At 57.5% G+C, this 26,132-nt stretch carries 32 protein-coding genes and 1 tRNA gene; 22 read left to right on the top strand and 11 right to left on the bottom strand.

Annotated elements, in window-relative coordinates; all coding sequences use genetic code 11:
- Positions 1-4: 4 nt before the first annotated feature.
- The 3 genes from B9Z37_RS06345 to ptsP are packed head-to-tail and all read left to right on the top strand — an operon-like array spanning position 5 to position 2,441.
- Positions 5-448, top strand: a complete 444-nt coding sequence (locus B9Z37_RS06345) for a PTS sugar transporter subunit IIA (RefSeq protein WP_108312167.1) — start codon at positions 5-7, stop codon at positions 446-448.
- A complete protein-coding gene (locus B9Z37_RS06340) occupies positions 417-686 on the top strand; it encodes an HPr family phosphocarrier protein (RefSeq protein ID WP_108285739.1) in 270 nt (89 codons plus the stop codon). The genes B9Z37_RS06345 and B9Z37_RS06340 overlap by 32 nt, the downstream gene beginning before the upstream one ends.
- A gap of 3 nt (positions 687-689) precedes the next feature.
- A complete protein-coding gene (ptsP, locus tag B9Z37_RS06335; RefSeq protein ID WP_108312166.1) occupies positions 690-2,441 on the top strand; it encodes a phosphoenolpyruvate--protein phosphotransferase in 1,752 nt (583 codons plus the stop codon).
- A 33-nt stretch (positions 2,442-2,474) separates the two neighbouring features.
- Here ptsP and lipA read toward each other — a convergent pair whose 3' ends face one another.
- Genes lipA through B9Z37_RS06315 form a run of 4 tightly spaced genes read right to left on the bottom strand, consistent with a single transcriptional unit; the run spans position 2,475 to position 4,957 of the window.
- The gene (lipA, locus tag B9Z37_RS06330; RefSeq protein ID WP_108312165.1) at positions 2,475-3,473 is read right to left on the bottom strand and encodes a lipoyl synthase; all 999 of its coding nucleotides are present in this window, start codon (positions 3,471-3,473) and stop codon (positions 2,475-2,477) included.
- 47 nt (positions 3,474-3,520) lie between these two features.
- Entirely contained in the window at positions 3,521-4,183 is a 663-nt protein-coding gene (gene lipB / locus B9Z37_RS06325; RefSeq protein WP_205872554.1) for a lipoyl(octanoyl) transferase LipB, read from the bottom strand.
- A 2-nt stretch (positions 4,184-4,185) separates the two neighbouring features.
- The gene (locus B9Z37_RS06320; protein WP_108312163.1) at positions 4,186-4,485 is read right to left on the bottom strand and encodes a DUF493 family protein; all 300 of its coding nucleotides are present in this window, start codon (positions 4,483-4,485) and stop codon (positions 4,186-4,188) included.
- Between the two features lie 25 nt (positions 4,486-4,510).
- Positions 4,511-4,957, bottom strand: coding sequence for a CopD family protein (locus tag B9Z37_RS06315; RefSeq protein WP_108312162.1), 447 nt, complete (start codon positions 4,955-4,957; stop codon positions 4,511-4,513).
- Positions 4,958-5,150: 193 nt separating this feature from the next.
- On the opposite strand from B9Z37_RS06315, the gene B9Z37_RS06310 reads away from it, so the two are divergent.
- The 12 genes from B9Z37_RS06310 to B9Z37_RS06255 all read left to right on the top strand — a co-directional run bounded on the left by B9Z37_RS06310 (position 5,151) and on the right by B9Z37_RS06255 (position 14,490).
- On the top strand, positions 5,151-5,669 hold the full coding sequence (locus tag B9Z37_RS06310; protein ID WP_108312161.1) for an ATP synthase subunit I: 519 nt from the start codon (positions 5,151-5,153) through the stop codon (positions 5,667-5,669).
- 15 nt (positions 5,670-5,684) lie between these two features.
- A complete protein-coding gene (gene atpB / locus B9Z37_RS06305) occupies positions 5,685-6,563 on the top strand; it encodes a F0F1 ATP synthase subunit A (RefSeq protein WP_108312160.1) in 879 nt (292 codons plus the stop codon).
- 57 nt (positions 6,564-6,620) lie between these two features.
- Positions 6,621-6,869, top strand: coding sequence for a F0F1 ATP synthase subunit C (atpE, locus tag B9Z37_RS06300; protein WP_019429175.1), 249 nt, complete (start codon positions 6,621-6,623; stop codon positions 6,867-6,869).
- A 36-nt stretch (positions 6,870-6,905) separates the two neighbouring features.
- Positions 6,906-7,376 (top strand): F0F1 ATP synthase subunit B, encoded by a 471-nt coding sequence (locus B9Z37_RS06295; RefSeq protein WP_108312159.1) that lies wholly within the window; start codon positions 6,906-6,908, stop codon positions 7,374-7,376.
- 22 nt (positions 7,377-7,398) lie between these two features.
- The gene (locus B9Z37_RS06290) at positions 7,399-7,929 is read left to right on the top strand and encodes a F0F1 ATP synthase subunit delta (protein WP_108312158.1); all 531 of its coding nucleotides are present in this window, start codon (positions 7,399-7,401) and stop codon (positions 7,927-7,929) included.
- A 42-nt stretch (positions 7,930-7,971) separates the two neighbouring features.
- Positions 7,972-9,525 carry a F0F1 ATP synthase subunit alpha gene (gene atpA / locus B9Z37_RS06285; protein ID WP_108312157.1) on the top strand — a complete coding sequence of 518 codons (1,554 nt, stop codon included), beginning with the start codon at positions 7,972-7,974 and terminating at the stop codon, positions 9,523-9,525.
- A gap of 27 nt (positions 9,526-9,552) precedes the next feature.
- Positions 9,553-10,440 (top strand): F0F1 ATP synthase subunit gamma, encoded by an 888-nt coding sequence (gene atpG / locus B9Z37_RS06280; protein ID WP_108312156.1) that lies wholly within the window; start codon positions 9,553-9,555, stop codon positions 10,438-10,440.
- A gap of 38 nt (positions 10,441-10,478) precedes the next feature.
- Entirely contained in the window at positions 10,479-11,882 is a 1,404-nt protein-coding gene (gene atpD, locus B9Z37_RS06275; RefSeq protein ID WP_108285753.1) for a F0F1 ATP synthase subunit beta, read from the top strand.
- Positions 11,883-11,952: 70 nt separating this feature from the next.
- The gene (locus B9Z37_RS06270; protein WP_019429181.1) at positions 11,953-12,366 is read left to right on the top strand and encodes a F0F1 ATP synthase subunit epsilon; all 414 of its coding nucleotides are present in this window, start codon (positions 11,953-11,955) and stop codon (positions 12,364-12,366) included.
- A gap of 117 nt (positions 12,367-12,483) precedes the next feature.
- A complete protein-coding gene (locus tag B9Z37_RS06265; protein WP_108312155.1) occupies positions 12,484-12,933 on the top strand; it encodes a YybH family protein in 450 nt (149 codons plus the stop codon).
- Between the two features lie 5 nt (positions 12,934-12,938).
- Entirely contained in the window at positions 12,939-13,952 is a 1,014-nt protein-coding gene (locus B9Z37_RS06260; RefSeq protein ID WP_108312547.1) for a YheT family hydrolase, read from the top strand.
- Entirely contained in the window at positions 13,945-14,490 is a 546-nt protein-coding gene (locus B9Z37_RS06255; RefSeq protein WP_108312154.1) for a DUF2946 family protein, read from the top strand. Before B9Z37_RS06260 ends, B9Z37_RS06255 begins: the two co-directional genes overlap by 8 nt.
- Before the next feature lie 55 nt (positions 14,491-14,545).
- On the opposite strand, the gene B9Z37_RS06250 is transcribed toward B9Z37_RS06255, so the two are convergent.
- Positions 14,546-15,067 (bottom strand): c-type cytochrome, encoded by a 522-nt coding sequence (locus B9Z37_RS06250; RefSeq protein ID WP_108312153.1) that lies wholly within the window; start codon positions 15,065-15,067, stop codon positions 14,546-14,548.
- A gap of 139 nt (positions 15,068-15,206) precedes the next feature.
- On the opposite strand from B9Z37_RS06250, the gene B9Z37_RS06245 reads away from it, so the two are divergent.
- Positions 15,207-15,282 (top strand) — tRNA-Arg (locus B9Z37_RS06245).
- A gap of 48 nt (positions 15,283-15,330) precedes the next feature.
- On the opposite strand, the gene B9Z37_RS06240 is transcribed toward B9Z37_RS06245, so the two are convergent.
- Together B9Z37_RS06240 and pyrE are read right to left on the bottom strand one after the other, a co-directional pair.
- A complete protein-coding gene (locus B9Z37_RS06240) occupies positions 15,331-15,852 on the bottom strand; it encodes a C40 family peptidase (RefSeq protein ID WP_108312152.1) in 522 nt (173 codons plus the stop codon).
- Positions 15,853-16,033: 181 nt separating this feature from the next.
- Entirely contained in the window at positions 16,034-16,738 is a 705-nt protein-coding gene (pyrE, locus tag B9Z37_RS06235) for an orotate phosphoribosyltransferase (protein ID WP_108312151.1), read from the bottom strand.
- Here pyrE and B9Z37_RS06230 point away from each other — a divergent pair.
- Complete coding sequence (locus tag B9Z37_RS06230; RefSeq protein ID WP_205872553.1) at positions 16,737-17,540, top strand: exodeoxyribonuclease III; 804 nt, start codon at positions 16,737-16,739, stop codon at positions 17,538-17,540. The two genes, pyrE and B9Z37_RS06230, sit on opposite strands and share 2 nt — an antisense overlap.
- Here B9Z37_RS06230 and B9Z37_RS06225 read toward each other — a convergent pair.
- The 3 genes from B9Z37_RS06225 to B9Z37_RS06215 form a co-directional block, all read right to left on the bottom strand.
- Positions 17,529-18,590 (bottom strand): oxidoreductase, encoded by a 1,062-nt coding sequence (locus B9Z37_RS06225; protein WP_108312150.1) that lies wholly within the window; start codon positions 18,588-18,590, stop codon positions 17,529-17,531. The genes B9Z37_RS06230 and B9Z37_RS06225 overlap by 12 nt on opposite strands.
- Before the next feature lie 77 nt (positions 18,591-18,667).
- On the bottom strand, positions 18,668-19,384 hold the full coding sequence (locus B9Z37_RS06220) for a class I SAM-dependent methyltransferase (RefSeq protein WP_108312545.1): 717 nt from the start codon (positions 19,382-19,384) through the stop codon (positions 18,668-18,670).
- 134 nt (positions 19,385-19,518) lie between these two features.
- A complete protein-coding gene (locus tag B9Z37_RS06215; protein ID WP_205872552.1) occupies positions 19,519-20,001 on the bottom strand; it encodes a MarR family winged helix-turn-helix transcriptional regulator in 483 nt (160 codons plus the stop codon).
- Positions 20,002-20,144: 143 nt separating this feature from the next.
- Here B9Z37_RS06215 and B9Z37_RS06210 point away from each other — a divergent pair, with 143 nt between their 5' ends.
- The 3 genes from B9Z37_RS06210 (at position 20,145) to B9Z37_RS06200 (ending at position 23,016) form a co-directional block, all read left to right on the top strand.
- The gene (locus B9Z37_RS06210; protein ID WP_240606636.1) at positions 20,145-21,149 is read left to right on the top strand and encodes an alpha/beta fold hydrolase; all 1,005 of its coding nucleotides are present in this window, start codon (positions 20,145-20,147) and stop codon (positions 21,147-21,149) included.
- 111 nt (positions 21,150-21,260) lie between these two features.
- Positions 21,261-22,253, top strand: a complete 993-nt coding sequence (locus tag B9Z37_RS06205; protein WP_108312148.1) for a Bug family tripartite tricarboxylate transporter substrate binding protein — start codon at positions 21,261-21,263, stop codon at positions 22,251-22,253.
- 121 nt (positions 22,254-22,374) lie between these two features.
- Positions 22,375-23,016, top strand: a complete 642-nt coding sequence (locus B9Z37_RS06200; protein WP_108312147.1) for an MBL fold metallo-hydrolase — start codon at positions 22,375-22,377, stop codon at positions 23,014-23,016.
- A 61-nt stretch (positions 23,017-23,077) separates the two neighbouring features.
- Here the strand turns inward: B9Z37_RS06200 and B9Z37_RS06195 are convergent, their stop codons facing one another.
- Positions 23,078-23,950, bottom strand: coding sequence for a M48 family metallopeptidase (locus B9Z37_RS06195; RefSeq protein ID WP_108312146.1), 873 nt, complete (start codon positions 23,948-23,950; stop codon positions 23,078-23,080).
- Between the two features lie 73 nt (positions 23,951-24,023).
- Between B9Z37_RS06195 and B9Z37_RS06190 the strand changes: the two genes are divergently transcribed.
- Together B9Z37_RS06190 and B9Z37_RS06185 are read left to right on the top strand one after the other, a co-directional pair.
- Positions 24,024-25,361: an AmpG family muropeptide MFS transporter gene (locus tag B9Z37_RS06190; protein WP_108312145.1), complete on the top strand. Its 1,338-nt coding sequence runs from the start codon at positions 24,024-24,026 to the stop codon at positions 25,359-25,361.
- A 66-nt stretch (positions 25,362-25,427) separates the two neighbouring features.
- Positions 25,428-26,129, top strand: a complete 702-nt coding sequence (locus B9Z37_RS06185) for a response regulator (RefSeq protein WP_108312144.1) — start codon at positions 25,428-25,430, stop codon at positions 26,127-26,129.
- Positions 26,130-26,132: the final 3 nt, after the last annotated feature.

Here is a 26,132-nt window from a genome sequence, read left to right as displayed (position 1 = left end):
CATCATGATCGGCATCCTCATCATCGCCCACGCGCCGCTGGCCAATGCCTTGCGGGAATGCGCCTTGCACGTCTTTCCAGACTGCGCCTCGGGCGTGCTGGCTCTGGATGTGCTGCCCAACGAATCCCCCGAGGACAGTCTGGCCAAAGCACGCGAAGCCATGAAGGCTTTAGGAGCAGACGAAGTTTTGTTGCTCAGCGATGTGTTTGGCGCGACACCTTGCAATGTGGCTCAGCAGCTCAATGACGGGCTGCACACCCGTTTGGTGGCCGGTACCAATTTGCCCATGTTGCTGCGCAGCGTGTGCTATCGACATGAAAGCCTGGAGGCGCTGGCCGCCCGCGCACAGGCGGGCGGCACCCAAGGCGTGATGCCTGTGGGCAGCACAGCCCCACAAAATCAAACAGGAAAGAGACATGCCCCAAACCACCACGACCATCAGCAATAAACTGGGTCTGCACGCGCGTGCTTCGGCCAAGCTCACCAAGCTGGCGGGCAGTTTTCCGTGCGAAGTCTGGCTCAGCAAGGGTGAGCGCCGCATCAATGCCAAAAGCATCATGGGCGTGATGATGCTGGCCGCTGGCTTGGGCAGCGAAGTCGTGCTCGAAACCATCGGCGAGCGCGAAGACGAAGCCATGTCCGCTTTGCTGGCCCTGATCAGCGACAAGTTCGGCGAAGGCGAGTAAGCCATGGCGTTCAGCATCCATGGCTTGGCGGTGGCCCGGGGCATTGCCATTGGACGTGCTGTGCTGGTGGCTTCCAGCCGGGTGGATGTCGCGCACTATTTCATTGGGCCAGGCGAAGTTGCCTCTGAAATCGAGCGCTTGCGCGTGGCCCGTGATGCGGTCATGGACGAGTTGCAGCGGTTGCAAAAAGACATGCCCAAAGATGCCCCGCACGAGCTGGTCGCTTTGCTGGATGTGCACCTGATGCTGTTGCAAGACGAAGAGCTCACGGCCGGGGTCATGCAGTGGATCAAGGACCGCCTCTACAACGCCGAATGGGCCCTGACCAGCCAGCTGGAAATCATCGGTCGCCAGTTCGACGAAATGGACGACCCTTACCTGCGCGAGCGCAAAGCCGATGTGGAGCAGGTGGCTGAACGGGTGTTGCACAGCCTCAAAGGCACAGGTGCCTTGGTGGCGCAGGCGCGCCGTCCTGCTCGCCCGCAGCAAGAGCTGCAATTGGGCGACACCATGGATGTGCCGCTGGTGCTGGTGGCGCACGATCTCTCGCCTGCCGACATGTTGCAGTTCAAGCAGAGCATTTTTGCGGGCTTTGTCACCGATGTGGGTGGCAAGACATCGCACACCGCCATCGTGGCCCGCAGCCTGGACATTCCGGCCGTGGTGGGTGCACGCAGCGCCAGTCAACTGGTCAAGCAAGACGACTGGGTGATCATCGACGGTGATGCCGGGGTGGTCATCGTGGACCCTTCACCCATCATCCTGGCCGACTACGGTTTCAAGCAGCGCCAGGGTGATCTGGAGCGGGAGCGGTTGGCGCGCTTGCGGCACACCCCTGCGGTGACGCTCGATGGGCAAAAGATCGAGCTGATCGCCAACATCGAAATGCCCGAAGACACGGTTGCGGCCATCACCGCAGGCGCTGTGGGCGTGGGTCTGTTTCGTAGCGAATTCTTGTTCATGGGGCGTCAAGGCCACTTGCCCGATGAAGATGAACAGTACGAGGCCTATCGCCGCGCTGTGGACGGCATGAATGGCTTGCCTGTGACCATCCGCACGGTGGATGTGGGGGCCGACAAGCCGCTTGACGAGGCCCGCCACGACGCCGCTCACCTGAACCCGGCACTGGGTCTGCGGGCCATCCGATGGAGTTTGGCCGACCCGTCCATGTTCCTGACCCAGTTGCGCGCCATTTTGCGTGCGGCGGCACACGGCAAAGTCCATTTGTTAATTCCCATGCTGGCGCACGGCAGTGAAATCCGGCAAACCCTCGCTTTGATCGATCAGGCCCGACAGGAGCTGGATCGCCGTGGCGTGGCGCATGGCCCCGTCCGACTGGGTGCCATGATTGAAATCCCTGCAGCTGCCTTGTCGGTGCGCATGTTCCTCAAATATTTCGACTTCTTGTCGATTGGCACCAACGATTTGATCCAGTACACCCTGGCCATTGATCGGGCCGACGAATCGGTGGCGCATTTGTACGACCCGTTGCACCCTGCTGTGCTGCGCTTGGTGGCTGACACCATTGCCGAATGCCGAGCCCAGGGCAAAGGGGTCTCTGTGTGCGGCGAGATGGCCGGTGATGTGACCATGACGCGCTTGTTGCTGGGCTTGGGCTTGCGCAGCTTTTCCATGCACCCTTCGCAAATTCTGTCGGTCAAGCACCAGGTGCTGCGCTCAGACACCGCCAAGCTGGCGCTGTGGGCTGAGCAGGTACTGGCCTCGGACGACCCTGCCAGCCTGATGCCCCGCTGAAGGCAGAGGTATGACGCCTCCACTTCGGGGGGGTCAGCGGTTCAAAGATGCCGAATGGGCTTGCTGGTCTGCATGGTATGAGCTGCGCACCATCGCTCCCACTGCGGCGTGCGTGAAACCCATTTCGTAGGCTTTGGCTTCAAACATCTTGAACGTGTCGGGGTGCACGTAGCGACGCACGGGCAGGTGGCTGTTGCTGGGTGCCAGGTACTGGCCAATGGTCAGCATCTCGATGTTGTGCGCACGCATGTCGCGCATGACGTCCAGAATCTCTTCGTCGGTTTCGCCAAGACCCACCATCAGGCCGCTTTTGGTGGGCACGTTCGGGAACAGCACCTTGAATTTTTTCAGCAGGCTCAACGAAAACTGGTAATCCGAGCCGGGGCGTGCTTCCTTGTAAAGGCGTGGCACGGTTTCCATGTTGTGGTTCATCACGTCGGGTGGGGCGGCTTTCAGGATCTCCAGGGCGCGGTCGTCGCGGCCGCGGAAGTCGGGCACCAGCACTTCGATCTGGGTGGTGGGCGAGAGCTCGCGGGTTTTTCGAATGCATTCCACAAAATGGCCCGCGCCGCCGTCACGCAGGTCGTCGCGGTCCACGCTGGTGATGACCACATATTGCAACTTGAGCTGCGCAATGGTCTTGGCCAAGTTGTCGGGCTCGTTCACATCCAATGGGTCGGGTCGGCCGTGGCCCACATCGCAAAACGGGCAGCGGCGGGTGCATTTGTCGCCCATGATCATGAAGGTGGCCGTGCCCTTGCCAAAACATTCGCCGATGTTGGGGCAGCTGGCTTCTTCGCACACGGTCACCAGCTTGTTGGCGCGCAGCACGTCCTTGATTTCGTAAAAACGGGTGGTGGGTGAACCCGCTTTGACGCGGATCCACTCTGGCTTTTTCAGCACTTCACCCGCTTCAACTTTGACCGGGATGCGCGACAGTTTGGCCGCGGCTTTTTGCTTGGCCATGGGGTCGTAGTTTTCAACGCTTTGGGCTTCGCGAACCACGTTGCGTTCGGTGGGGGTGTTGCTCATGGTGTTCTTTCAGTCGCTGCGGCCACATCGTGTGCGCCGGCAGGGGTTCATAAACGGTTGGCCAACTGGTGGGCCAGCACGTGGGCAGCTTCGTCCCAAGTGGTTTCTACGCCGATTGTAGAAAGGTCCACGGTTTTCAGGCCGGCATAGCCACAGGGGTTGATGCGGTCAAAGGGCGCCAGGTCCATCGCCACGTTGAGCGCAGCGCCGTGGTAGGTGCAGTGGCGGCTGACCTTGATGCCCAAGGCGCTGATTTTCCCCAGACCTTTGAAAGGGTCGTGGGCTGGCGCAGGCCCCACCAGCGCGGCGTGGCTGAAAGGGTCGTCCAAGCGCACATAAATGCCGGGGGCACCGGCCACGCGGTGCCCGGTCACGCCAAAATGCGCCAGGGTGCGGATGACCGATTCTTCGAGCTTGTAGACGTATTCCTTGACGAAGTAACCGGCGCGCTGCAGGTTGACCAGCGGATAGGCCATCACTTGCCCTGGACCGTGGAAGGTGACTTGCCCACCCCGGTTTGTTTGCACCACCGGAATGTCGCCGGGCATCAAAAGATGTGAGGCTTGCCCTGCCAGCCCTTGTGTGAATACAGGGGGGTGTTCGCAGACCCAGAGTTCATCGGGCGTGTCAGGGGTGCGCTGGGCGGTGAAGGCCTGCATGGCCTCATAAGTCGGCGGGTAGTCCACCCGCCCCAGCAGCCGGATGTCCATGGTCAGAGGACGATTTTGACCATCGGGTGCGAGGTCAAGGCGCGGTACAGGTCGTCGAGTTGTTCGCGGCTCGTGGCAGTGATGTTGAGTGTCACGCCCAAGTAATTGCCGCCTTTGCTGGGGCGCAGTTCCATGGTGGCGGCGTCAAAGCCGGGGTCAAATTGCAAGGCGACCTGGCACAAAGCTTCGGCAAAGCCATCGACCATGGCGCCCATGACTTTGATGGGGAAGATCGAGGGGTATTCGATCAGGGTGTCTTTGCGCGGGTCGATGCCGGCGGGAGGGGTCATGGAAGCGCTCATGAAATATTCCGATGGGATGGCAAGCTTAACGCCAAGTCACGACGGCCAAAACAGCCAGCCAGCCCAAGGCGAAATTGGCGATGACCAGTGGGTGAATTTGCCCCAGAGCCTTGGCGGCCATGGCCCAGTCAGCGCCAAGCACGGCGGCCTTGAGTCGGCGAAACGGCGCAAACCAGATGTGCGCAAAAATGAGGCACATCAACATCCCCAAACCCGACATGGCATGCCAGCCTTTGGGTGCGAGCTTCATGTCGGCCACGGACAGCATCCAGAGGCCCGAAGCGAGGAGCAGGGCAATCGATATCCAGACCATGACAAAAAAGCGGGACAGCACCGCGGACATCAAGGCCAGGCGCTCAGGCGGAGCCATCTGGGCAATGACCACCGGGCGCAAAGCCAACAGTAGCAAGGCCATGCCCCCGAGCCAAACAACGCCCGCACCCAGGTGAAAAAATTTAATCCATTCGTACATACAAGTGTGTCGATCAAGTCGATTTGAAGTGCGTCCTGAAGCCGGACCGGCCGCGCAATTGTCGCTGTTGGGGGTGGTCACATTCAGTTTGTGGGGTTTTGTCGTGCATCAAAGGCTGGTCACGCACGGGTTTCTACGTATAATCGAAGGCTTTGCAGGATTTGCCGTGTACGTAACTTCGGTGTAATTTGAGATGGTCAAAATCGCCTCATCCCCGGAAACGGGTATCCCCGCAAACGCGTCCGAAGTTGCAGGTGAAGGTCTTGAGCCCGAATTCAAGCCCCTGACTGCCGAACAAGCGCAAGCTTGGCGGCAACAAAATCCAGTGGTTTCGCCTTGGCGTGTGCTGGCTTTGCAGGTGTTTGTGGGTGCCCTGGTGGCTGTGCTGACCGGTTTGGTCGGTGGGCAGCTCCGATTGGCGGCATCGGCAGCATGGGGTTCTGTGGCGGTGGTGATTCCTGCGGTTGTGTTTGTCAGGGCTTTGAGCCGGCAAATGCGACGAACCCCATCGGGCTCTGCCTTGATGGGTTTGTTTGTTTGGGAGTTGGTCAAGATCATCTTGACCGTGGCGTTGCTTCTGGTGGCGCCTAAAGTGATTTCAGATCTGAGCTGGTTTGCCTTGGTGGCTGGCTTTGTGGTGACGATGAAGGTGTATTGGCTGGCCATGGCGCTGGGCTGGATGCAACCCAAGTCGAAGCCGAAATTTTTATGAACTGATTGGTGATTTATGTCTGCTGAAAACGCTGGCGCGCATGCCCCAACGGCTGGAGAGTACATCCAGCACCACCTGCAACACCTGCAAATGAATTTTTCATTTGAGGGCGTCAAGCAAACGAGCATCGTTGACTTCAGTCTGTTCAACCTAGACTCTGTTGTTTTTTCGCTCGTTTTGGGTGTGATTGGCTGCATCGTCATGTGGGCCGCTGCCCGCAAGGCCACTTCGGGCGTTCCTGGTCGCTTCCAGGCTGCCGTTGAAATCCTGTCTGAAATGGTTGAAAACCAGGCCAAAGGCGTGATTCACAATGCCAAGAGCCGCAAACTCATTTCTCCTTTGGCGCTGACGGTGTTCGTCTGGATTTTCCTGATGAACGCCATGGACATGCTCCCCGTGGACCTGATTCCTGGCGCCTGGCATGCTGCCGGTCCGGCTTTGGGCTTCAAAGACTATTTGCGCGTCGTGCCCACGGCTGACTTGTCTTCCACATTGGGCTTGTCTTGCTCGGTGCTGTTCATTTGCTTGGTCTACAACATCAAGATCAAAGGCCTGGGCGGCTGGGCGCACGAGCTGATTGCTGCGCCCTTTGGTGATCATTGGGCTCTGTATCCGATTAACTTCTTGATGCAGATGATTGAATATTTGGCCAAGACGGTTTCGCATGGCATGCGACTGTTTGGCAACATGTTTGCGGGTGAGTTGGTGTTCATGTTGATTGCCCTCATGGGTGGCGGCTGGGCATTGTCGGCAACTGGCGTGGGTCTGGCCATTGGTCATATCCTTGCCGGTACCGTGTGGACTTTGTTCCACATCCTGGTCATCACCTTGCAAGCCTTCATCTTTATGATGTTGACGCTGATCTACACAGGTCAAGCGCACGACGCACATTGATGACACTTTTTCTCTCGTTTCCTGTTTCTTTTTTCCACTAACTTTTAGGAGCTTCTCATGGAAAACATTCTCGGCCTGGTGGCATTGGCATGTGGTTTGATCGTTGGTCTGGGTGCTATCGGCGCTTCCATCGGTATCGCTTTGATGGGCGGCAAATTCCTCGAGTCTTCGGCTCGTCAACCTGAGTTGATGAACGAACTCCAAACCAAGATGTTCATCTTGGCTGGTCTGATCGACGCTGCGTTCCTGATTGGTGTGGCTATCGCTTTGCTGTTCGCCTTCGCCAACCCCTTCGTTCTGAAGTAATCCACGTACCTCTTCCAACAGAAGAAGGACTGAACCGTGAACATTAACGCTACTCTGTTCATTCAGATGGTCGTTTTTGCGATTCTGGTGTGGTTCACGATGAAATTCGTGTGGCCCCCGATCACAAAAGCGCTCGACGAACGGGCACAGAAAATCGCTGACGGCCTCGCTGCCGCCGACAAAGCCAAAGCCGAACTCTCCAGCGCCAATGCGCGTGTCGAGTCCGAGTTGGCCCAGTCGCGCAACGAGACGGCTTCGCGCCTGGCTGATGCCGAGCGCCGTGCAAATGGCATCGTTGACGAAGCCAAAGCACGTGCCACCGAAGAAGGCAACAAGATCATCGCTGCTGCAAAAGCTGAAGCTGAGCAGCAGGCTGTCAAAGCGCGTGAGGCTCTGCGTGAGCAGGTCGCCGCCTTGGCCGTCAAAGGCGCCGAGCAGATTCTCCGCAAGGAAGTCAATGCCGGTGTCCATGCTGATCTGCTGAGCCGCCTCAAGACCGAGCTGTAAGAAGCTCCAGCCAGAGAAGACCATGGCAGAACTTGCTACCATCGCCCGCCCTTATGCCGAAGCGCTTTTTAAAGCGCAGGCATCCGATCTTGCTGGCACGGCCGCTTGGCTGGACGAACTGGCTGCAATTGCCGGCAACGCGCAATTGCAACAGTTTGTCGACAGCCCCAAAGTGTCCGACGAGCAGGCATTCGAGCTGATCTCTGGCGTGGTGCGCACCGCACTGCCCGAGGCTGGCAAGAACTTCCTGCGCCTGGTGATCGAAAACCGCCGTCTCAGTGCGCTGCCTGTTGTTGCACAGCAGTACCGGGCCCTCATGAATGCGCAAGGTGGCACCGCTGATGCGGTGGTCTACAGCGCATTCCCCATCGACGCTTCGGCTTTGGCCGACTTGTCGTCCACACTCGAAAAACGTTTTGCGCGCAAGCTCAATGTGAGCGTCGAGTTGGATTCCGCCCTGATCGGTGGTATTCGTGTGGTGGTGGGCGACGAGGTGCTCGACACCTCTGTCAAGGCCCGACTGGAACAAATGAAATCGGCCCTCACCGCTTAAGCGGGTGAGACCGGACATATTTAAAGAAAGAAGGAAAGAGTCATGCAACTCAATCCCGCAGAAATTTCTGAACTGATCAAGAGCCGCATCGAAGGGCTGTCCGCCAGCGCCGATATCCGCAACCAAGGCACCGTGGTGTCTGTGACCGACGGTATCGTTCGCGTCCACGGTTTGTCTGATGTGATGCAGGGCGAAATGCTCGAGTTCCCATCCACAGCCGATGGCACCGCCACTTTTGGTCTGGCCCTGAACCTCGAGCGTGACTCGGTCGGTGCCGTGATCTTGGGTGAGTACGAGCACATCTCCGAAGGCGACACTGTCAAGTGCACAGGCCGCATTCTGGAAGTGCCCGTGGGTCCTGAACTGATTGGCCGTGTGGTGAACGCTTTGGGTCAGCCTATTGATGGCAAAGGCCCGATCAACGCCAAAATGACCGACGTGATCGAAAAAGTCGCCCCTGGCGTGATCGCACGTAAATCGGTTGACCAGCCCATGCAAACAGGCCTGAAGTCCATCGACTCCATGGTGCCCGTGGGCCGTGGTCAGCGCGAATTGATCATTGGTGACCGTCAAACCGGCAAGACTGCCGTCGCGATCGACGCCATCATCAACCAAAAAGGTCAGAACATGACCTGCGTTTACGTCGCGATTGGCCAAAAAGCCTCGTCGATCAAAAACGTGGTGCGCGCTTTGGAACAAGCTGGCGCGATGGAATACACCATCGTCGTGGCCGCTTCCGCCTCTGAATCCGCTGCGATGCAGTACGTGTCTGCCTACTCTGGCTGCACGATGGGTGAATACTTCCGTGACCGCGGCGAAGACGCTCTGATCGTGTATGACGATCTGTCAAAGCAAGCCGTGGCTTACCGTCAAGTGTCCTTGCTGTTGCGCCGCCCACCAGGCCGCGAAGCTTACCCTGGCGACGTGTTCTATCTCCACAGCCGTCTGCTCGAGCGCGCTGCCCGCGTGAACGCCGACTACGTCGAAACCTTCACCAAAGGCGCCGTCAAAGGCAAAACAGGTTCCTTGACGGCATTGCCAATCATTGAAACCCAAGCCGGTGACGTGTCTGCTTTCGTGCCCACCAACGTGATTTCGATCACTGACGGTCAGATCTTCTTGGAAACCTCGTTGTTCAACGCTGGTATCCGTCCTGCGATCAACGCCGGTATCTCGGTGTCTCGCGTGGGTAGCTCGGCTCAGACCAAGATCATCAAGGGCCAGTCCGGTGGTATTCGTACCGACTTGGCCCAGTACCGTGAATTGGCTGCGTTCGCGCAGTTCGCTTCCGATCTGGACGAGTCCACACGCAAGCAGTTGGACCGCGGTGCCCGCGTGACCGAATTGCTCAAGCAAGCCCAGTACAGCCCTCTGTCGATCAGCCTGATGGGTGCGAGCTTGTTTGCTGTGAACAAAGGCTTCATGGACGACATCGACGTCAAGAAAGTCCTGGCTTTCGAACACGGTTTGCACGCTTACCTCAAAGACAAGAGCGCAGCCCTGTTGGCCAAGATGGAAAGCTCGCAAGCACTGGACAAGGAAGCCGAGGCTGAATTGACCGCTGCCGTGGCTGCTTTCAAGAAAAGCTTTGCTTAATTTCTACCTGATCAAAAGGAGCCGCTGATGGCATCGGGCAAGGAACTACGCACCAAGATCAAATCGGTGGAAAACACCAAGAAGATCACCAAGGCCATGGAAATGATTTCCGTCTCCAAAATGCGCAAGGCGCAGGAGCGTATGCGCACGGCCCGGCCTTACAGCGAGAAGATTCGCACCATTGCGACTCATCTCGGGCAGGCCAACCCTGAGTACGTGCATGCCTTCATGAAGCAAAACGACGGCAAGTCCGTCGGCTTCATTGTCGTGACCACGGACAAAGGCTTGTGCGGTGGCTTGAACACCAACCTGCTGCGCGCCGTGACAGGTAAATTGCGTGAAACGCAGACTGAAGGCAAGACGCCTTTGGCCGTGGCCATTGGCGGCAAGGGTTTAGGTTTCCTGAACCGCGTCAATGCCAAAGTGGTGGCGCATGTGACCCATCTGGGCGACAAGCCGCATCTGGACAAGCTGATTGGCCCCGTCAAGGTGCTGCTCGACGCTTATGCCGCTGGTGAGGTGAGCGCTGTGTACCTGTGCTACAACAAGTTTGTCAGCACCATGGCACAAGTGCCCACCATCGACCAGTTGCTGCCACTGTCTTCTTCCGAGATGGAATCGGACACCAAGGCGGCAGGTGCTGTGGCCCATGGATGGGATTACATCTATGAGCCTGATGCCCAGTCGGTCATTGACGATTTGTTGATCCGTTATGCAGAGGCCCTGGCTTATCAAGCTGTGGCCGAAAACATGGCCTCAGAGCACGCTGCGCGCATGGTGGCCATGAAGGCCGCCACGGACAACGCTGGCAATGTGATTGGCGAGCTCAAGCTCGTTTACAACAAGACCCGTCAAGCAGCCATCACCAAAGAACTGTCGGAAATCGTCTCTGGCGCAGCTGCGATCAGCGGCTGATCCCCAGTTCAGCAAATTCAAATTATTTGGAGCGAAAAATGCAAGCCCAAGGAAAAATTGTTCAGTGTATTGGCGCTGTGGTCGACGTGGAATTTCCACGCAACCAGATGCCCAAGGTTTATGACGCACTCAAAATGGAAGGCTCTGCGCTGACCCTGGAAGTGCAGCAGCAACTCGGCGATGGCATCGTGCGCACCATTGCGCTCGGTTCTTCCGACGGTCTGCGTCGTGGCCTGATCGTGTCCAACACCGGTAAAGCCATCACCGTTCCAGTGGGCAAAGCCACACTGGGCCGAATCATGGACGTGTTGGGTGCGCCCATCGACGAACGTGGTCCTGTCAGCCAGGAACTCACTGCCTCCATTCACCGCAAAGCGCCTGCTTACGACGAACTGAGCCCATCCCAAGAACTGCTGGAAACCGGCATCAAGGTGATTGACCTGGTTTGCCCGTTCGCCAAAGGCGGTAAGGTCGGTCTGTTCGGTGGTGCCGGTGTGGGCAAGACTGTGAACATGATGGAACTCATCAACAACATCGCCAAGGCGCACAGCGGCTTGTCCGTGTTCGCCGGTGTGGGTGAGCGTACCCGTGAAGGCAACGACTTCTACCACGAGATGGCCGACTCTGGCGTCGTGAATTTGGAGAACCTGCCTGAGTCCAAAGTGGCCATGGTGTACGGTCAGATGAACGAGCCACCAGGCAACCGTTTGCGCGTCGCTTTGACCGGCCTGACCATCGCCGAATCCTTTCGTGACGAAGGCAAAGACGTGTTGTTCTTCGTGGACAACATCTACCGCTACACCTTGGCCGGTACCGAAGTGTCCGCCTTGTTGGGTCGTATGCCTTCTGCTGTGGGTTACCAGCCCACATTGGCCGAAGAAATGGGCCGTTTGCAAGAACGTATCACGTCGACCAAAGTCGGTTCGATCACTTCCATCCAGGCCGTTTACGTGCCAGCCGATGACTTGACCGACCCATCGCCAGCGACCACTTTCGCTCACTTGGACTCCACTGTCGTGTTGTCTCGTGACATCGCTTCGCTCGGTATCTACCCAGCGGTCGATCCACTGGACTCCACCAGCCGTCAGCTGGATCCATTGGTTGTGGGTCAAGATCACTACGAAACAGCCCGTGCTGTGCAGGGCACACTGCAGCGCTACCGTGAACTGCGCGACATCATCGCCATCATGGGCATGGACGACCTGGCCCCTGAAGACAAGCTCGCCGTGGCCCGTGCCCGCAAGATCCAGCGTTTCCTGTCGCAGCCATTCCACGTTGCTGAAGTGTTCACCGGCTCCCCTGGCAAGTACGTCACATTGGCCGAAACCATCCGTGGTTTCAAGATGATTGTGGCTGGCGAGTGCGATCACCTGCCAGAGCAAGCCTTCTACATGGTCGGCACCATCGACGAAGCTTTCGAAAAGGCCAAAAAGGCAGCGTAAAGCAGAGCCCCGGGGTGGCTGAATAAGCCGCCCCCTAGCCCGCTTCAACGCACCTTTTTAAGGAGTAAACATGAACACCATCCACGTTGATGTGGTCAGTGCCGAAGAGTCCATTTACTCGGGTGAAGCCCGGTTTGTGGCCTTGCCCGGCGAGTCTGGCGAACTGGGCATTTACCCACGCCACACCCCGCTGATCACCCGCATCAAAGCCGGTTCGGTTCGCATCGAGACGGCTGACGGCGGCGAGGAATTTGTTTTCGTTGCTGGTGGCATTCTGGAAGTGCAGCCCGACTGCGTGACCGTGCTGTCTGACACAGCCATTCGCGGTAAAGACCTCGACGAAGAGAAAGCCAATGCGGCCAAAGCAGCCGCAGAAGAAGCTTTGAAAAATGCCAAAAGCGAAATCGACTTGGCCCGTGCCCAGTCCGAATTGGCAGTTTTGGCGGCCCAGTTGTCGGCCTTGCGGAAATACCGCAAGAAATAAGACGCTGTTCAAAGCGGTGACTGCATCACAGCAGTCACATTCAAAACCCGGCGCAGCCATGTGGCCGGGTTTTTTGTTGCCCGGCGCACCATCGGCACGTGTAGACTTGGTTGCATCATGAAACGCGCCAAACTGCAAGCCGCCATCGTGGGTGGCACCCCCGACGATATTGAACAAAGCTTTTACGAGGCGCTTCACAACGCCGACATTGAGCAGCTCATGGCTTGTTGGGCAGAAGAAGACGACATCGTTTGCGTGCACCCGGGTGGCCCGCGCATCATCGGGCCTGGCGCCATTCGCGCTGCGTTTGAAGCCATGTTTGCCAATGGCAGTGTGCAAGCCCATCCGGAAAGAATTCATAAAGTGGTGTCGCTTGCGTGCGCCGTGCATCACCTTGTAGAGCGAGTTGAGGTGATCACACCGCAAGGGGCCAAACAGGCCTTTGTGATTGCCACCAATGTTTATCAAAAAATGCCACAGGGTTGGCGCATGGTGGCCCACCATGCCAGCCCCGGCACCCCAAATGACTCGGCTGATGTGGGCGTCAAGCCCACGGTATTGCACTGACGATGCTGCAATACCGAGCACCTGCATGGCTGCCCGGCGGGCATGCCCAGACCATTTGGCCTGCGCTGTATGCGCGCAGACGCTGGGGCCCGGCATTGCCAAAACAGCGCGAGCGCTGGCTCACACCGGACGCAGACTTCATCGATGTCGATCGACAAAACGCCAGCCGACAAGACCGCCCCATGCTGGTGCTGTTCCATGGCCTAGAAGGTTCATCGGACAGCCATTACGCGCAGGCCTTTGCCGACTGGGCGGCTGCGCATGACCTCAACTTCGCGTTGCCGCACTTTCGCGGCTGCAGTGGCGAACTCAATCACGCACCGCGTGCTTACCATTCAGGCGATCATCAGGAAATCGATTGGGTGTTGAGCCGTTTGCGCAAGCAGCACCAATCGGAAGGGGGTCAAACGCTGATCGCCGCAGGCGTGTCCTTGGGGGGCAATGCCTTGATGCGGTGGGCCGCAGAGCATGGCTCATCAGCCATGCAAACTGCAGATGCGATCGCTTCGATTTGTTCGCCGCTTGATTTGGTGCAAAGTGGGCACGCCATAGGGCGTGGTTTGAACCGACAAATTTATACGCGCATGTTTTTGCACAGCATGAAGCCAAAAGCCTTGGCCAAGTTGGCACAGCACCCGGGCTTGTTTGATCGACAGCGGCTCATGGCTGCGCGAGACTTGTACGAGTTTGACAATGTATTTACGGCACCATTGCATGGGTTCAAAAACACGGACGATTACTGGTCCCAAGCATCCGCCAAACCGTTGATGCAGAACATCCGCCTGCCAGCCTTGGCATTGAATGCACGCAACGACCCCTTTGTGCCGGCGAGCAGTTTGCCCCAAAAGACCGATGTATCGAGGTCGGTCACGCTTTGGCAGCCCGAGCACGGAGGGCATGTTGGATTTGCCGAAGGCGGTTGGCCGAGCCATGTCCGTGGGTTGCCTGATGCCGTGGGAGGCTGGCTCCTAGCGGTTACAGGGCAGCCGTTTCATGAAGGGCCTACGCCCCATGGATGACATCGTTCGCCAAGCCATGGCCAAGTGGCCGAATGTGCCTGACTGCTTTGGTTGGTTGGGTTTGGACAGTCGCGGGCAATGGCACATGCGCGATGATCAGGTGCAGCATTTGGGTGCGTTTCAAAGCGGTCAAACAGGCGCCAAGGGCTCGGTACTGAGGCATGAAAAACTGATTGACTTCATCCATCGTAACTACGATGCCGATGCGCAAGGCCGATGGTATTTTCAGAATGGGCCTCAACGGGTCTACATCGAGCTGGAAGTCGCGCCCTACATTTGGCGACTGAGCGAGACCTTCGAGCCAACCGCGCACACAGGGCAAGCCACGCAAGTGCTCGCCTGCCTGGTGGATGAAACAGGGCGGGTTTATTTGCAGACCACGGCGGGTTTTGGTTTGGTTCACACCCTAGATGTGGGTCTGGTCGCCGAAGCCATAGAAAAAGGTCTTTGGACGACTGAAGACTGCTTGTCGCGGGAATTGCCTGAGCGCTTTGGATTTGTCATCAGCCCACAGCAAGGCGAGATCACCAGCCCGTGAAACGGGCATAAAAAAACCGACCACAAGGATCGGTTTTTTTAAAAGCACTGGTGCTTTATTTCTTTTCGCCTTCGGCAGCAGGGGCCTTGGGTTCGTCAAACTTGCCACCGGCATTGTTGGCCATGTAGACCACTGCACGGGCAATCTCGATGTCGTTGAAATCGCCACCACCTTGCGCACCCATGGCCCCTTTGCCTTTGAGTGCAGAGGTGACCAAAGTTTCCAGACCTTGTTTGATGCGGACACCCCAAGCACCTGCATCGGCAAACTTGGGTGCACCTGCAGCACCAGTGGCATGGCACGCGGAACACTGTGCTTTGTAAACTTCTTCACCGCCTTTCAAAGGACGATTGGCGTCACGAACTTCAACGGTGCCGATTTTTTGAATGCGCTGGGCAACAGATCTTTCGGAGTCGCTGGCACCCGGAGCCGTCTTGTTGGCTGAGGTCACATAAAAAACCAAGCCGATGATGATGAACACCGGAATGATGAACGAAGCCAAACTCAGTAAAAGCATTTGCTTGGGCGTTTTCACTGGGCCGGTGTGTGCTTCGTGTTGATCGTGGTTGTCGCTCATGAGATCCTCTTGTTGGGCTTGGCCGTTAGGCCTGGGTGTTGACCGGAATCAACCCAAGATTATAGCGGCCCACCCTTCACCGGACTTGCAACTGCCAACGAGAAACGCAAGCCGTGACATAATCCGTGCAACATGCAGTGCGGCTGTAGCTCAGTGGATAGAGTATTGGCCTCCGAAGCCAAGGGTCGTGGGTTCGATCCCCGCCAGCCGCACCAAATTCAAGTTCGCCACCCTTTGCGGTGGCGTTTTTGTTGCTGTTTTATTCAGCGGTTGGCCGTATCAGCGGCGGGTGCTTCTTGAACCCGGCGTGCACCTGTGAACCGCTTGGTCCAGTAGGCGGCGCGCAAGTCGTCTACGCGCACGGATTTGCCTGTGCTGGGTGAATGGATGAATTTGCCATCGCCGATGTAGATGCCTACGTGGCTGAATGTGCGGCGCATGGTGTTGAAAAAGACCAGATCACCCGGGTGGAGGTCATTGCGGTCAATTTTGTCTGTCACCGCAGCTTGTTCTTCCGCGCGCCTTGGAAGCAAGCGACCAATCGACGTTTCATACATGTGGCGCACGAAGCCGCTGCAATCAAAGCCGGTTTCAACCGTACTTCCACCCCGCTTGTAGGGAACACCCAGCAAGGTCATGGCTTGGCCCAGCATCTGGTTGGTTTTTTCACCCACGCTGGTCTTCATCTGGTCACCCAACTGCATCAGGTTGACCAATTCAGACCCGCGCTTGACCCCGCCCGCTTGATCGTCTTCAGGTGCTGCATGAACCAAGGTGGCGGCCATCAGCAAACATGTTGCGATGGAAAGAAGCTTAAATTTCACAATATAAAAAACTGTTACTTAGCCCACCATAATACCCGCTCAAGCTGATTCGGCCAATAGCCTTTAAAAGCTTGTTACACCTTGGTGTTTTGAATGTCTTTTCTCTTGAAGGAGAAGGGGCTTGCGAGCTTGTGAGTCCGTGTCAAACGCCGTAACGGTCGCGGTAGGCCTGTACTCTTGGCAGATGGTCGCCGAGGGTATTTCCGCTTTGGCTTGATAAATAAGCCAGCAGGTCAGACAGTTGGGCAATGGTGCAGACCTGCATGCCCAGTGTACCGCGCACGTATTGCACAGCGCTATGGGGCACGTCTTGCACTGAGCCGTCGGCCTGTTTTTCGGTGGCCATTTCCTGGCGGTCCAGCGCAATGGCGATGGCATGGGGTGTGGCCCCTGCGGCCTGGATCAGCGCAATCGACTCGCGGGCGGCTGTGCCGGCGCTCATCACATCGTCCACGATCAGCACGCGACCCTTGAGAGGCGCGCCCACCAGCGAACCGCCTTCGCCGTGGTCTTTGGCTTCCTTGCGGTTGTAGGCAAAAGGCACGTTCTTGCCCAGGCGGGCCAGTTCGACCGCGACTGCAGCACCCAGCGGGATACCTTTGTAGGCTGGGCCAAAGATCATGTCGAACTCGATGCCGCTGGCCAACAAGGCTTTTGCATAGAATTGCGCGAGTCGACTCAGCTTGGCGCCGTCGTCAAACAGCCCGGCATTGAAGAAGTAAGGGCTCATGCGCCCGGCTTTGGTCTTGAATTCGCCAAAGCGCAGCACGCCCGAATCGACCGCAAACTGCACAAATTCCTGAGCGAGCGCCTGCATTTCGGCGCTGCTTGCCTGTCCTGTCACCATGGGGAAATCCTTGTTCAAACTCACCAGCCTCAACCTCAACGGCATCCGTTCAGCCACGACCAAAGGGGTCGAAGCCTGGTTGGCGCAAGAAAAGCTTGATTGTATTTGCGTGCAGGAGGTCAAGGCCCAAGCGCCCGATGTGGCGGGCAAGTTTGAGGAGCTTGCAGGACTCAAAGGGCATTTTCAGTTTGCCGAGAAAAAAGGCTATTCGGGTGTTGGCGTGTACACCCGGCATGAGCCCAGCGATGTGGTCATTGGCTTTGATGGCGGCGAGTTCGATGCAGAAGGGCGCTATGTGGAGTTGCGCTTTGATACACCGGCCCGCAAGTTGTCCATCATCAGCAGCTACTTCCCCAGCGGCTCGTCCGGGCCAGAACGGCAAGAGGCCAAGTTCCGTTTTCTGGACAAGATGTACCCGCACCTCATGGCCCTCAAAGCTGAGCGGGACTTCATTGTTTGCAGCGATGTGAACATCGCGCACCAGCAGGCCGACCTGAAAAATTGGAAGGGGAACCTCAAGAACAGTGGCTTTCTGCCTGAAGAGCGTGCTTGGATGACTCAGCTCACCACCGAAGGCGGTGTGGTCGATGTGTATCGCCGACTGAAGCCTGACGCCACAGAGGCTTGCTACACCTGGTGGAGCAATCGGGGGCAGGCTTATGCCAAGAATGTGGGCTGGCGTCTGGACTACCATTTGGCGACCCCAGCGTTGGCTGACAAAGCCCGAACCGAGTCCATCTACAAGGACGAAAAGTTCTCGGACCACGCCCCCTTCACAGTCGAGTACGACTTAGACCTGTGAGTCCCGTGCAGGGTTGACCCGTCTGCCTTCTTTGGCGCTGATGAAGCCCAGCTCGATCAGTTCCATGACCCTCAAGGCATCTTCTGCCGGGACCGGATTGGGCCCTCCTTGTTGCACCGCATCCCGAATGCCTTCGTAATACCGCATGTAATTGCCGGGCACGCAAACTTGCTGGCTTTCAGTCAGTTGCTGGTTGGTGTCAGACAGTGTCAGTAAAAGGGGGGTGGGGTCCTCGCCCCAGTTGGTTTGGGGTGGATACAGCCTTGATTTCAGCGCGGTTTCCTGAGTGTCCAGTCCGAACTTGGTCAGCGATCCGCTGGTGCCATGCACGGTAAATCTGGGTGCAACTTGGGCGGTGAGTGCGCTGGCATGCAGCACCACCCGCAATGGGTCGTAATGCAGCACGGCATGAAACCAGTCGTCGGCACGGCTGTTGTCGCGTTGTTGCGCCAAGTCCAGCGAAAGTGTTTGGGGCAGGCCAAACAACTGCAGCGCCTGGTCCAGCAGATGGGGGCCGAGGTCGTACCAAAGACCACTGCCAGGCTCACCGGAGTCACGCCAACGCTGTGGCACGACTGGGCGATAACGGTCAAAGTGCGACTCAAAGTACACGATTCGCCCCAAGGCTTGGCGCTTCAACAGCGCCTGAATCGACATGAAGTCCCCATCCCAGCGGCGATTGTGGAAGACCGATAACAAGCGTTGCTGTTGGTCGGCCAGTCCGATCAAGTCGCGAGCCTCTTGCACGTTCAGGGTAAAGGGCTTGTCGACCACCACGTGTTTGCCCGCCAGCAGCGCTTGAGTCGCGAGCGGAGCATGGGTGTTGTTGGGTGTGGCCACCACCACCAGGTCAATGTCAGACCTCGCGATCAGTTGTTCGGGCGTGTCGCAGACGGAGACACCAGGCCAGGCAGCGTGCACATTGTTTGGGCGGCTGCTGGAGATGGCCTTCAGCCGTAAACCGGGTACCGCAGCGATCAGTGGCGCGTGGAAGGTGGCCGCAGCGTAGCCAAAGCCCAAAAGGCCTACGTTCAAGGGGGTGGTTGTCATCGGGTTTTCAGTTGAGCCATCCAGAATGGATGGCTAGCTTAAACCACGCCATTTGACATGGTTCCCGGCCGTCCTGTTCAGCCCCGTGTATACGTCAGCATGCGCCCCTTGTAAGCCAATGCATCTTCATGTGCGGGTTGGTCCAGCACCTGCTCGTGCATGGCAAAACCCACGCGTGCCATGTGTTTGTGAAAGGCGGACCGGTTGCCTCGGTTCGGGTCCACCACCCAGATCTCCGAAACCCCTGCGGCATGGGCGTTGATGAAGCTGGCCAGTGTGCCTTCGTCGTCGCGCTCGTACAGGATGTCGCTGCCCACAATCAGGTCAAACAGCCCGCTGACGCCGTCGTCCTGTGCCGAAGTCAGCACCGGCAAACCGTCTTCGCGCAAAGCTGCGGTGCCCCATAAACCATGGCGGTAAGCCATCGGGGGCAGTCCGTTCAATCGGGTGTTTTCATCCAGAAAGGCATGGGTCAAAGGATGACAATCGCTGGCTGTGACGTTGGCACCGCGTCGATGCGCCACCAGGCTGGACAAACCTAAGCCACAGCCAATCTCCAAAATGCGCTCGCCAGTCACAGGCCGCTTGGCTATGCGCTCGGCCATGCGCTGACCCGAGGGCCACAACAAACCAAACAAAGGCCAAGTGGCTGAAGAAATGCCCAAATTCAGGGCCTCATCCAACGGGTCGTGGAACTGATTTTTGTCGAGCAGGGAGCGGATGAGCAGGTCATCCACGCCCAAAACTGCGATGCGTTCCTGTTTGGTCAGGTAGCCGGGAGATGAAAGGTGCAAAAGGGCAATCGTTGCAGCGCAAAAGCCGATGTTCAACAGCGCTGACTGGGGCTGACTGTACACCTTCGCCTCTGATGAGGTCTGGCCGCTTGCCACCCCTGCTGCGAATCAATGGCCAAGTGCGGATGGTTCAATCAGATGTGTTCAATATCCCGCCAGGATGCGGAGTTCGCACAAAGCTTCCTGAGCAAATTTTCCAGTGTGGCTTGCTCGTCCTTGCTGAGACACGCCATCATGGCGGCCTCACGTTTTTTGAGTCCAGGCATGAAGAGGTTGTGCATTTTCCGACCCTCTTTGGTAATTAACAGGACCAAGCGGCGTTGGTCTTTGGGGTGGGACTCTCTTTTGATGAGCGCTTTTTTTTCAAGAGCAGTGACCGCACGGCTGATGTTGTTTTTCAAGTGACCCGAAAAATCACAAATTTCACTGGCAGAAATACCATCACGGTGGTACAAAAAAATCAGTGTCAATATTTCAGGTCGAGTTAAACCAAATTTGGCTTCTATAGATCGAAATGACGGCTCCCTGTAAGAGTTGATCATGTAGCCCATCTTGTACGCAAATGGGATCGATACGCCGTCGATGATCTCACTCAGTGGGTTGGATGCTGTTGCCATGTCTGTCAAGTTCACTGTGGGTGCTTGAATGCTGAAAATCCAGCGTTCAAATGATGGTTTCGCATCCTACCAGTGCTGCTGCTTGTGAACGAAACAGATCTTCAGTCACGCTTTTTTGGGATTTTCAAGGGTTAATCCCAGTCTTGAATAAAGTTCCACTTGATACCATTCTGTTCCATATGGAACAGAATCCAACGAATGTTTTGAGCAGCTGGAGTGAAGAAGTGCAAAGCATTTCAGCGCCTTGGCCTGCTCAGTCGACGTTTGTCGCTGGGAGTCAAGGGCATCCCATCTCTGCGGTTGAGGTGTCCTCACCGCAAGCAGCCGGTGACAAGTTGCCCGTCATCATGATCCATGGTGGCTTTCATACGGGACAGGCGTATTTGGGCACACCGGACCATCGAAAAGGGTGGGCTCAATTGTTCGCAGAGCGCGGACATCGAGTTGTTGTGCCAGACTGGCCTGCACATGGCAAATCGCCGGGGCTGGAAAATATTCAGCGACTGCATACCCAGGATGTCGCACAAGCCATGGGCGAACTGGTGAGCGATGTCGGGCGATGCATTCTTGTGGCGCATTCTGCGGGTGGCCCACTGGCCTGGTGGTTGGCTGAAAATTTTCCACAACACATCGTTGCCATTGCAGGCATCGCGCCGGGGCCCCCTGCAAATATGCTTCCAGCGTTGCCCAATGATCCCATCGCCGTTAATGCGTTGCGGTTTGACTCGCAAGCAGGCTGCCCTGTTTATTCTGAACAAGGCAAGGCAGTGGTCGTCGATGCGCAATTCATCAAGGATTTTTGGGCCAACAGCTCTCGCTTTCCGCTGTCTCATTTTGATGAGTACGCACACACAGTCGTACCTGAGAGTCCGCTCATTCTCAATGAGCGGTTCAACATCGGTGGTGCAGGTTTGAAACTGAATTCGCCGCATGTTGTGGGTCGAAGGCCCATTTTGATCGTGACAGGTGAACACGATCTCAGGCACCCCAAACATGTGGACAGTGCTTTGGCCGATTATTTGGGTGCCAAGTTTATGTGGCTACCCGATGCCGGGGTTTGTGGAAACGGCCACATGCTGATGATTGAAGACAACAGCCATGCCATTGCACATCTGTTGCTGCAGTGGCTTGCCGAAGAGGGGCTGTGAAATGAGGCATGAAAACCCAACATGGCACATGGTGTTCTTTGTGCTTTTGAATTCCCGATATTTTTTCTCTAGCCCGTTCGAATATTTATCACCACTCCAAAGGAGATCATCATGAAACATCAAATTTCTCGCCGCACCTTGATTGCTGGCGTTACCGCTGGCGCATTGCTTCCGCTCAGCAGCTTGACGCAAGCGCAGTCAACTGCGTATCCCAATAGGCCTGTCAAGATCATCATGCCCTGGGCCGCAGGTGGCGGCGGGGATGTTCTGGTGCGAGCCATGACGTCGGCGTTGGCTCAACGACTTGGTCAGCCCGTGGTTGTAGAAAACCGACCGGGAGCAATTGGCACAATTGGTAGCCAGGCTGCAGCCCGCAGTGCTGCAGATGGCTACACCTTGGTCTACGGCACGGCGGATTCACACTCCATTGCGCCCCACATTTTGAAGTCCATTCCATACGATTCGCGCAAAGAATTCACGGCAGTGGCACCGATTGGTTTTACCCCTTTGGCTTTGGTCGTTCATTCGTCTCATCCAGCGAAAAGTTTTTCACAATTCCTGCAAATGGCCAAGCAAGCCAAACAGGCTTTGACATATGGCTCATGGGGGCAAGGCAGTTCTGGGCAGATCACGATGGAGGCCTTGAAGCAAAAGGCAAAGATTGATCTTTTGCATGCGCCCTACAACGGGACAGCGCCTTTGATGCAAGGGACGTTGGCCAATCAGCTGGATTGTGCGATCGTGCCAGTTTTGGTTGCCGATCAGCATGTGAAGGCAGGCAGTGTTCGCATGCTCGCGGTGACCGCGCGTGAGCGGTTGGCCGCCTTCCCTGATGTGCCGTTGATGAAGGAAGTGGGAGTCGAGATCGATATGGGGCCGTGGCTTGGATTCTTGGCACCTGCAGGCACGCCCAGCGATGTCGTTGAAAAACTCAACGCAGCCATCGCCGCTTCAATTGCAGAACCACAAGTGGCAGAAGTCATGAAAAAAATGACAATGGTCATCGACAAAATGTCACCTTCGGAATATCAAAAATTCGTTAATTCCGAATTCGATCGATGGGGTGCATACATCCGCACTGCCGGAGTCTCATTGGACCAGTAACGCGATCCTTTGGACAGGCGGGGCAATGCGATGTGCGTTGCCCCTGATCGCTAAGTCATGCGTGCATGAAAACAGCCATACCCGCAGAGTTCGATGCTGTGTTTTCAACTACCATTTGGGAATGCTGCAATACCAAACCATCCCCGTCACCCCCTTTCAGCAAAATTGCTCCCTGATCTGGGACGATCAGACCCGCCAGGCGGCGGTGGTCGATCCGGGGGGGGATCTTGATTTGATCCTCGGTGCGGTCAAGACGCTGGGCCTTCAGCTCGAACAAATCTGGATCACCCACGCCCATGTGGACCACGCCTCGGGCACGGCCGATCTGGCTGAGCAATTGGGTGGCTTGCCCATCATCGGGCCCCACCCGGCCGACCAGTTCTGGATCGATGGCTTGCCTGCCGCGGCGGCGGCCTATGGTTTCCCGCCAGCACGGGTCTTCAAGCCCACGCGCTGGCTGGCCGATGGCGACACCGTCACGCTGGGGGCGCACACTTTGCAGGTTCGCCACTGCCCAGGGCACACGCCGGGCCATGTGGTGTTTTATTCACCCGAAATCAAGCGTGCTTTTGTGGGCGATGTGCTGTTTGCCGGCAGCATTGGCCGCACCGATTTTCCGCAAGGCAACCACGATGATTTGATCGCCAGCATCACCCAGCGTCTGTGGCCCATGGGCAACGACACGGTGTTCATTCCCGGGCATGGCCCCGAGAGCACGTTCGGTCGTGAACGCCAGTCGAACCCCTATGTGCGGGATGTTTGAAGGCATGGATTCCCGATCAAGTCGGGAATGACAGCCACTGGGGCTGATGCGCTAGTCACACTCAGCCTTTGATGGCTTGCTGATACAGGTGTTGTACCTTGGGCAAGTTGGCTTCAAGTTCCTGAATGCGGTTGGCACCGCTCGGGTGCGTCGACAAGAATGACGGGCTGCCGTTGCCACTGGCTGCTTGCATTTTTTGCCACAGGCTCACACTGGCTTCGGGTTTGTAGCCGCCACGCGCGGCGATTTCCAGGCCCACCAGGTCCGACTCGGTTTCGTCGTCACGGCTGTATTTCAGGGTGAGCAATTGGGTGCCCACGTTGGCCGCGACATCGCCCAACGAGCCCAAGCCCAACAGTTGCGACGCAATCGACAGGCCGAGGCTTGTGGCCTGGCTTTTGGCCAGACGTTCGCGGGCGTGTTCACGCAAGGCATGCGCCATTTCGTGTCCCATGATCATGGCCGCTTCGTCATCGCTCAGTTTCAGCTGGTCCAGGATGCCGGTGTAGAACGCGATCTTGCCGCCGGGCATGCACCAGGCGTTGATTTGTTTGCTGCCAATCAGGTTGACCTGCCACTTCCAGTCGCGCGAACGCGGGTTCCACTGCGCGGTGTGCGGAATCAGTTTTTGGGCGATGGTGTGCAAGCGTTGCAGTTGCGGGTGGCCATCGGGGGCCAGCGCACCTTTGGACCGGGCATCTGCCAAAACCTGTGTGTATTGTTGCCGTGCCGAGGTTTCCAGCGTCTCGGCGGGGACCAGTTTGCGCAGGCCAGAGGATGAGCCTACATCCACCTGGGCCAAAACCGAGCCTGCGGCTGTGGCACCGGCCGCCAACATGAATGCGCGCCGGGCATGCCAGCGTGGCGCTGTCAGCTCGGGCGCGTCTGGGGCTGCATCGGCAGAGGGAGATTTGAGGTTGCAAATAAAGCACATGGTTTGCAAATGATAGCGAGTTGCCTGGATTCGAGGTGATCGATGCCCGGCGCAGGCATCCGATAATGGCCCCATGTCCGAAATTGCCCCTCCTTACGAGATGCCCCCCCGCACTGTGCGCACCTGGCGCGAGGCCTTGCGCTTGTATTTGCAGCCTGCCAGTTTGCGCATGTTGGCACTGGGCTTCGCGGCGGGCTTGCCGCTGCTGCTGGTGCTGGGCACGTTGAGCTTCAGGCTGCGTGAGGCGGGCATTGACCGCAGCACCATTGGTTACCTGAGTTGGGTGGGCTTGGCCTACGGGGTCAAATGGATGTGGGCGCCCTTGGTTGATCGCATGCCCATTCCTTGCCTCACACGCCGCTTGGGGCGTCGCCGCAGCTGGTTGTTGCTGTCGCAAACGGTCATCGCTTGCGGTTTGGTGGGCATGGCATTGAACGATCCCTCTCAACTCCTTGGCCCATTGGTGGCCTGTGCTTTGGCGGTGGCCGTGGCATCGGCCACGCAAGACATTGCACTGGACGCCTACCGCATCGAATCGGCCGAGGTGGATGCCCAAGCCGCCCTGGCCGCCAGCTACCAGACGGGCTATCGCTTGGCCATGATCTGGGCGGGCGCGGGTGTGCTGTGGATTGCTGCTTGGGCCCAAGGCGAACAAGCCACAGGCTATGCCCAAGCCGCATGGCAAGTGGCCTACTTGGTCATGGCGGCCAGCATGCTGCCAGGCATGCTCATGGTATTGGGCTCGCCTGAACCGGTGCCCGCACCGATCAAGCCTGCACGTAATTTGGTCGAGTGGTTGCAGGGAGCCTTGGTGGATCCTTTTGCAGACTTCTGGCGTCGTTACCGCTGGCAAGCACTGCTGGTGCTGGCCTTGATCGCGGTGTACCGCATCAGCGATGTGGTGATGGGCATCATGGCCAACCCGTTTTATGTGGACATGGGTTTCACCAAATCCGAGGTGGCCAGCGTGACCAAGGTGTATGGCGTGATCATGACCCTGGTGGGGGCTTTTGTGGGGGGCGTGCTGTCGGCGCGTTGGGGGGTCATGCGCATCCTCATGCTGGGGGCGGTCCTCAGTGCCGCCAGCAACATGTTGTTTGTCTGGCTCAGCGGTGTGGGGCACGATGTGAGTGCTTTGATCTGGGTGATTTCTGCCGACAACTTGGCCAGTGGCATTGCTTCAGCGGCGTTCATTGCTTATTTGTCATCGCTCACCAACATCAGTTATTCGGCCACGCAATACGCCTTGCTCAGCTCCATGATGCTGCTCTTGCCGAAATTCATTGCTGGTTTTTCAGGCGACTTCGTGGATGCCTACGGCTACGCCAGTTTCTTCACGGCCACAGCCTGGTTGGGGGTGCCGGTGTTGCTGCTGGTCGCGCTCGCATCACGCGTTCACGCCAGACCTTGAGGTCAGATTTACCGATCTTTACCCGAGCGACACGATGGGCCTTCAAACGCAGGCGATGATGATCCGATGCAACACATTTTGATGATCGAAGACGATGCCCGCCTGGCAGCCATGGTGTCTGACTATCTGGGTCAAAACGGCTTTGACGTGGCTCCCGCGCCGGATGCCCAAAGCGGCTTGGCCCGTCTGCAAACCGCAGGGGTTGATCTCGTCATTTTGGACTTGATGCTGCCCGACATGGATGGTTTGCAGGTTTGTCAGCGCATCCGTGCGTTGCCGGGTGCGCTGGGACAGGTGCCGGTGCTCATGTTGACGGCCAAAGGCGACCCTATGGACCGCATCATCGGGCTGGAAATGGGGGCGGATGACTATTTGCCCAAGCCCTTCGAGCCCCGAGAGTTGCTGGCCCGCATCAAGGCCATCTTGCGCCGCAAAGGCAGCCCGGCCGAAACCAGTGCGCAGGTGATGCAATTTGGCTCTCTCGAAATTGACCGGGACGCCCGCCGCGTCTCTGTGGCTGGGCAGGCCTGCGATTTGACCTCTTACCAATACGATGTGTTGGTGGCTTTGGCCGAACGTGCGGGCCGTGTGCTCACGCGAGACCAGATCATGGAAGCCGTGCGCGGGCGCGAACTGGAGGCGTTTGACCGCTCCATCGATGTCCACATGGGCCGCATCCGTGCCGCGATTGAGTCCGACCCGAAAGCGCCGCAACGTATCCTCACGGTGCGGGGCGTGGGCTATGTGTTTGCAAGGCAGCAGGACTGAAGC

Source organism: Limnohabitans parvus II-B4 (assembly GCF_003063455.1).
In the GTDB taxonomy this organism is placed as follows: Bacteria; Pseudomonadota; Gammaproteobacteria; order Burkholderiales; family Burkholderiaceae_C; genus Limnohabitans_A; species Limnohabitans_A parvus.
The sequence above is the reverse complement of the archived record's forward strand: the minus strand, read 5'-3'. Positions and strand labels throughout refer to the sequence as shown.

Coding starts and splice junctions, on each gene's coding strand:
- B9Z37_RS06225 (WP_108312150.1), bottom strand. CDS start 18,590: ATGACAACCACCCCCTTGAACGTAGGCCTTTTGGGCTTTGGCTACGCT.
- B9Z37_RS06195 (WP_108312146.1), bottom strand. CDS start 23,950: ATGTGCTTTATTTGCAACCTCAAATCTCCCTCTGCCGATGCAGCCCCA.
- B9Z37_RS06345 (WP_108312167.1), top strand. CDS start 5: ATGATCGGCATCCTCATCATCGCCCACGCGCCGCTGGCCAATGCCTTG.
- B9Z37_RS06200 (WP_108312147.1), top strand. CDS start 22,375: ATGCTGCAATACCAAACCATCCCCGTCACCCCCTTTCAGCAAAATTGC.
- B9Z37_RS06250 (WP_108312153.1), bottom strand. CDS start 15,067: ATGAGCGACAACCACGATCAACACGAAGCACACACCGGCCCAGTGAAA.
- B9Z37_RS06255 (WP_108312154.1), top strand. CDS start 13,945: ATGGATGACATCGTTCGCCAAGCCATGGCCAAGTGGCCGAATGTGCCT.
- atpB (WP_108312160.1), top strand. CDS start 5,685: ATGTCTGCTGAAAACGCTGGCGCGCATGCCCCAACGGCTGGAGAGTAC.
- ptsP (WP_108312166.1), top strand. CDS start 690: ATGGCGTTCAGCATCCATGGCTTGGCGGTGGCCCGGGGCATTGCCATT.
- B9Z37_RS06270 (WP_019429181.1), top strand. CDS start 11,953: ATGAACACCATCCACGTTGATGTGGTCAGTGCCGAAGAGTCCATTTAC.
- B9Z37_RS06310 (WP_108312161.1), top strand. CDS start 5,151: ATGGTCAAAATCGCCTCATCCCCGGAAACGGGTATCCCCGCAAACGCG.
- lipA (WP_108312165.1), bottom strand. CDS start 3,473: ATGAGCAACACCCCCACCGAACGCAACGTGGTTCGCGAAGCCCAAAGC.
- atpA (WP_108312157.1), top strand. CDS start 7,972: ATGCAACTCAATCCCGCAGAAATTTCTGAACTGATCAAGAGCCGCATC.
- B9Z37_RS06265 (WP_108312155.1), top strand. CDS start 12,484: ATGAAACGCGCCAAACTGCAAGCCGCCATCGTGGGTGGCACCCCCGAC.
- pyrE (WP_108312151.1), bottom strand. CDS start 16,738: ATGGTGACAGGACAGGCAAGCAGCGCCGAAATGCAGGCGCTCGCTCAG.
- B9Z37_RS06190 (WP_108312145.1), top strand. CDS start 24,024: ATGTCCGAAATTGCCCCTCCTTACGAGATGCCCCCCCGCACTGTGCGC.
- atpE (WP_019429175.1), top strand. CDS start 6,621: ATGGAAAACATTCTCGGCCTGGTGGCATTGGCATGTGGTTTGATCGTT.
- B9Z37_RS06230 (WP_205872553.1), top strand. CDS start 16,737: ATGGGGAAATCCTTGTTCAAACTCACCAGCCTCAACCTCAACGGCATC.
- B9Z37_RS06240 (WP_108312152.1), bottom strand. CDS start 15,852: ATGGCCGCCACCTTGGTTCATGCAGCACCTGAAGACGATCAAGCGGGC.
- lipB (WP_205872554.1), bottom strand. CDS start 4,183: ATGGACATCCGGCTGCTGGGGCGGGTGGACTACCCGCCGACTTATGAG.
- atpD (WP_108285753.1), top strand. CDS start 10,479: ATGCAAGCCCAAGGAAAAATTGTTCAGTGTATTGGCGCTGTGGTCGAC.
- B9Z37_RS06205 (WP_108312148.1), top strand. CDS start 21,261: ATGAAACATCAAATTTCTCGCCGCACCTTGATTGCTGGCGTTACCGCT.
- atpG (WP_108312156.1), top strand. CDS start 9,553: ATGGCATCGGGCAAGGAACTACGCACCAAGATCAAATCGGTGGAAAAC.
- B9Z37_RS06315 (WP_108312162.1), bottom strand. CDS start 4,957: ATGTACGAATGGATTAAATTTTTTCACCTGGGTGCGGGCGTTGTTTGG.
- B9Z37_RS06290 (WP_108312158.1), top strand. CDS start 7,399: ATGGCAGAACTTGCTACCATCGCCCGCCCTTATGCCGAAGCGCTTTTT.
- B9Z37_RS06215 (WP_205872552.1), bottom strand. CDS start 20,001: ATGGCAACAGCATCCAACCCACTGAGTGAGATCATCGACGGCGTATCG.
- B9Z37_RS06340 (WP_108285739.1), top strand. CDS start 417: ATGCCCCAAACCACCACGACCATCAGCAATAAACTGGGTCTGCACGCG.
- B9Z37_RS06320 (WP_108312163.1), bottom strand. CDS start 4,485: ATGAGCGCTTCCATGACCCCTCCCGCCGGCATCGACCCGCGCAAAGAC.
- B9Z37_RS06185 (WP_108312144.1), top strand. CDS start 25,428: ATGCAACACATTTTGATGATCGAAGACGATGCCCGCCTGGCAGCCATG.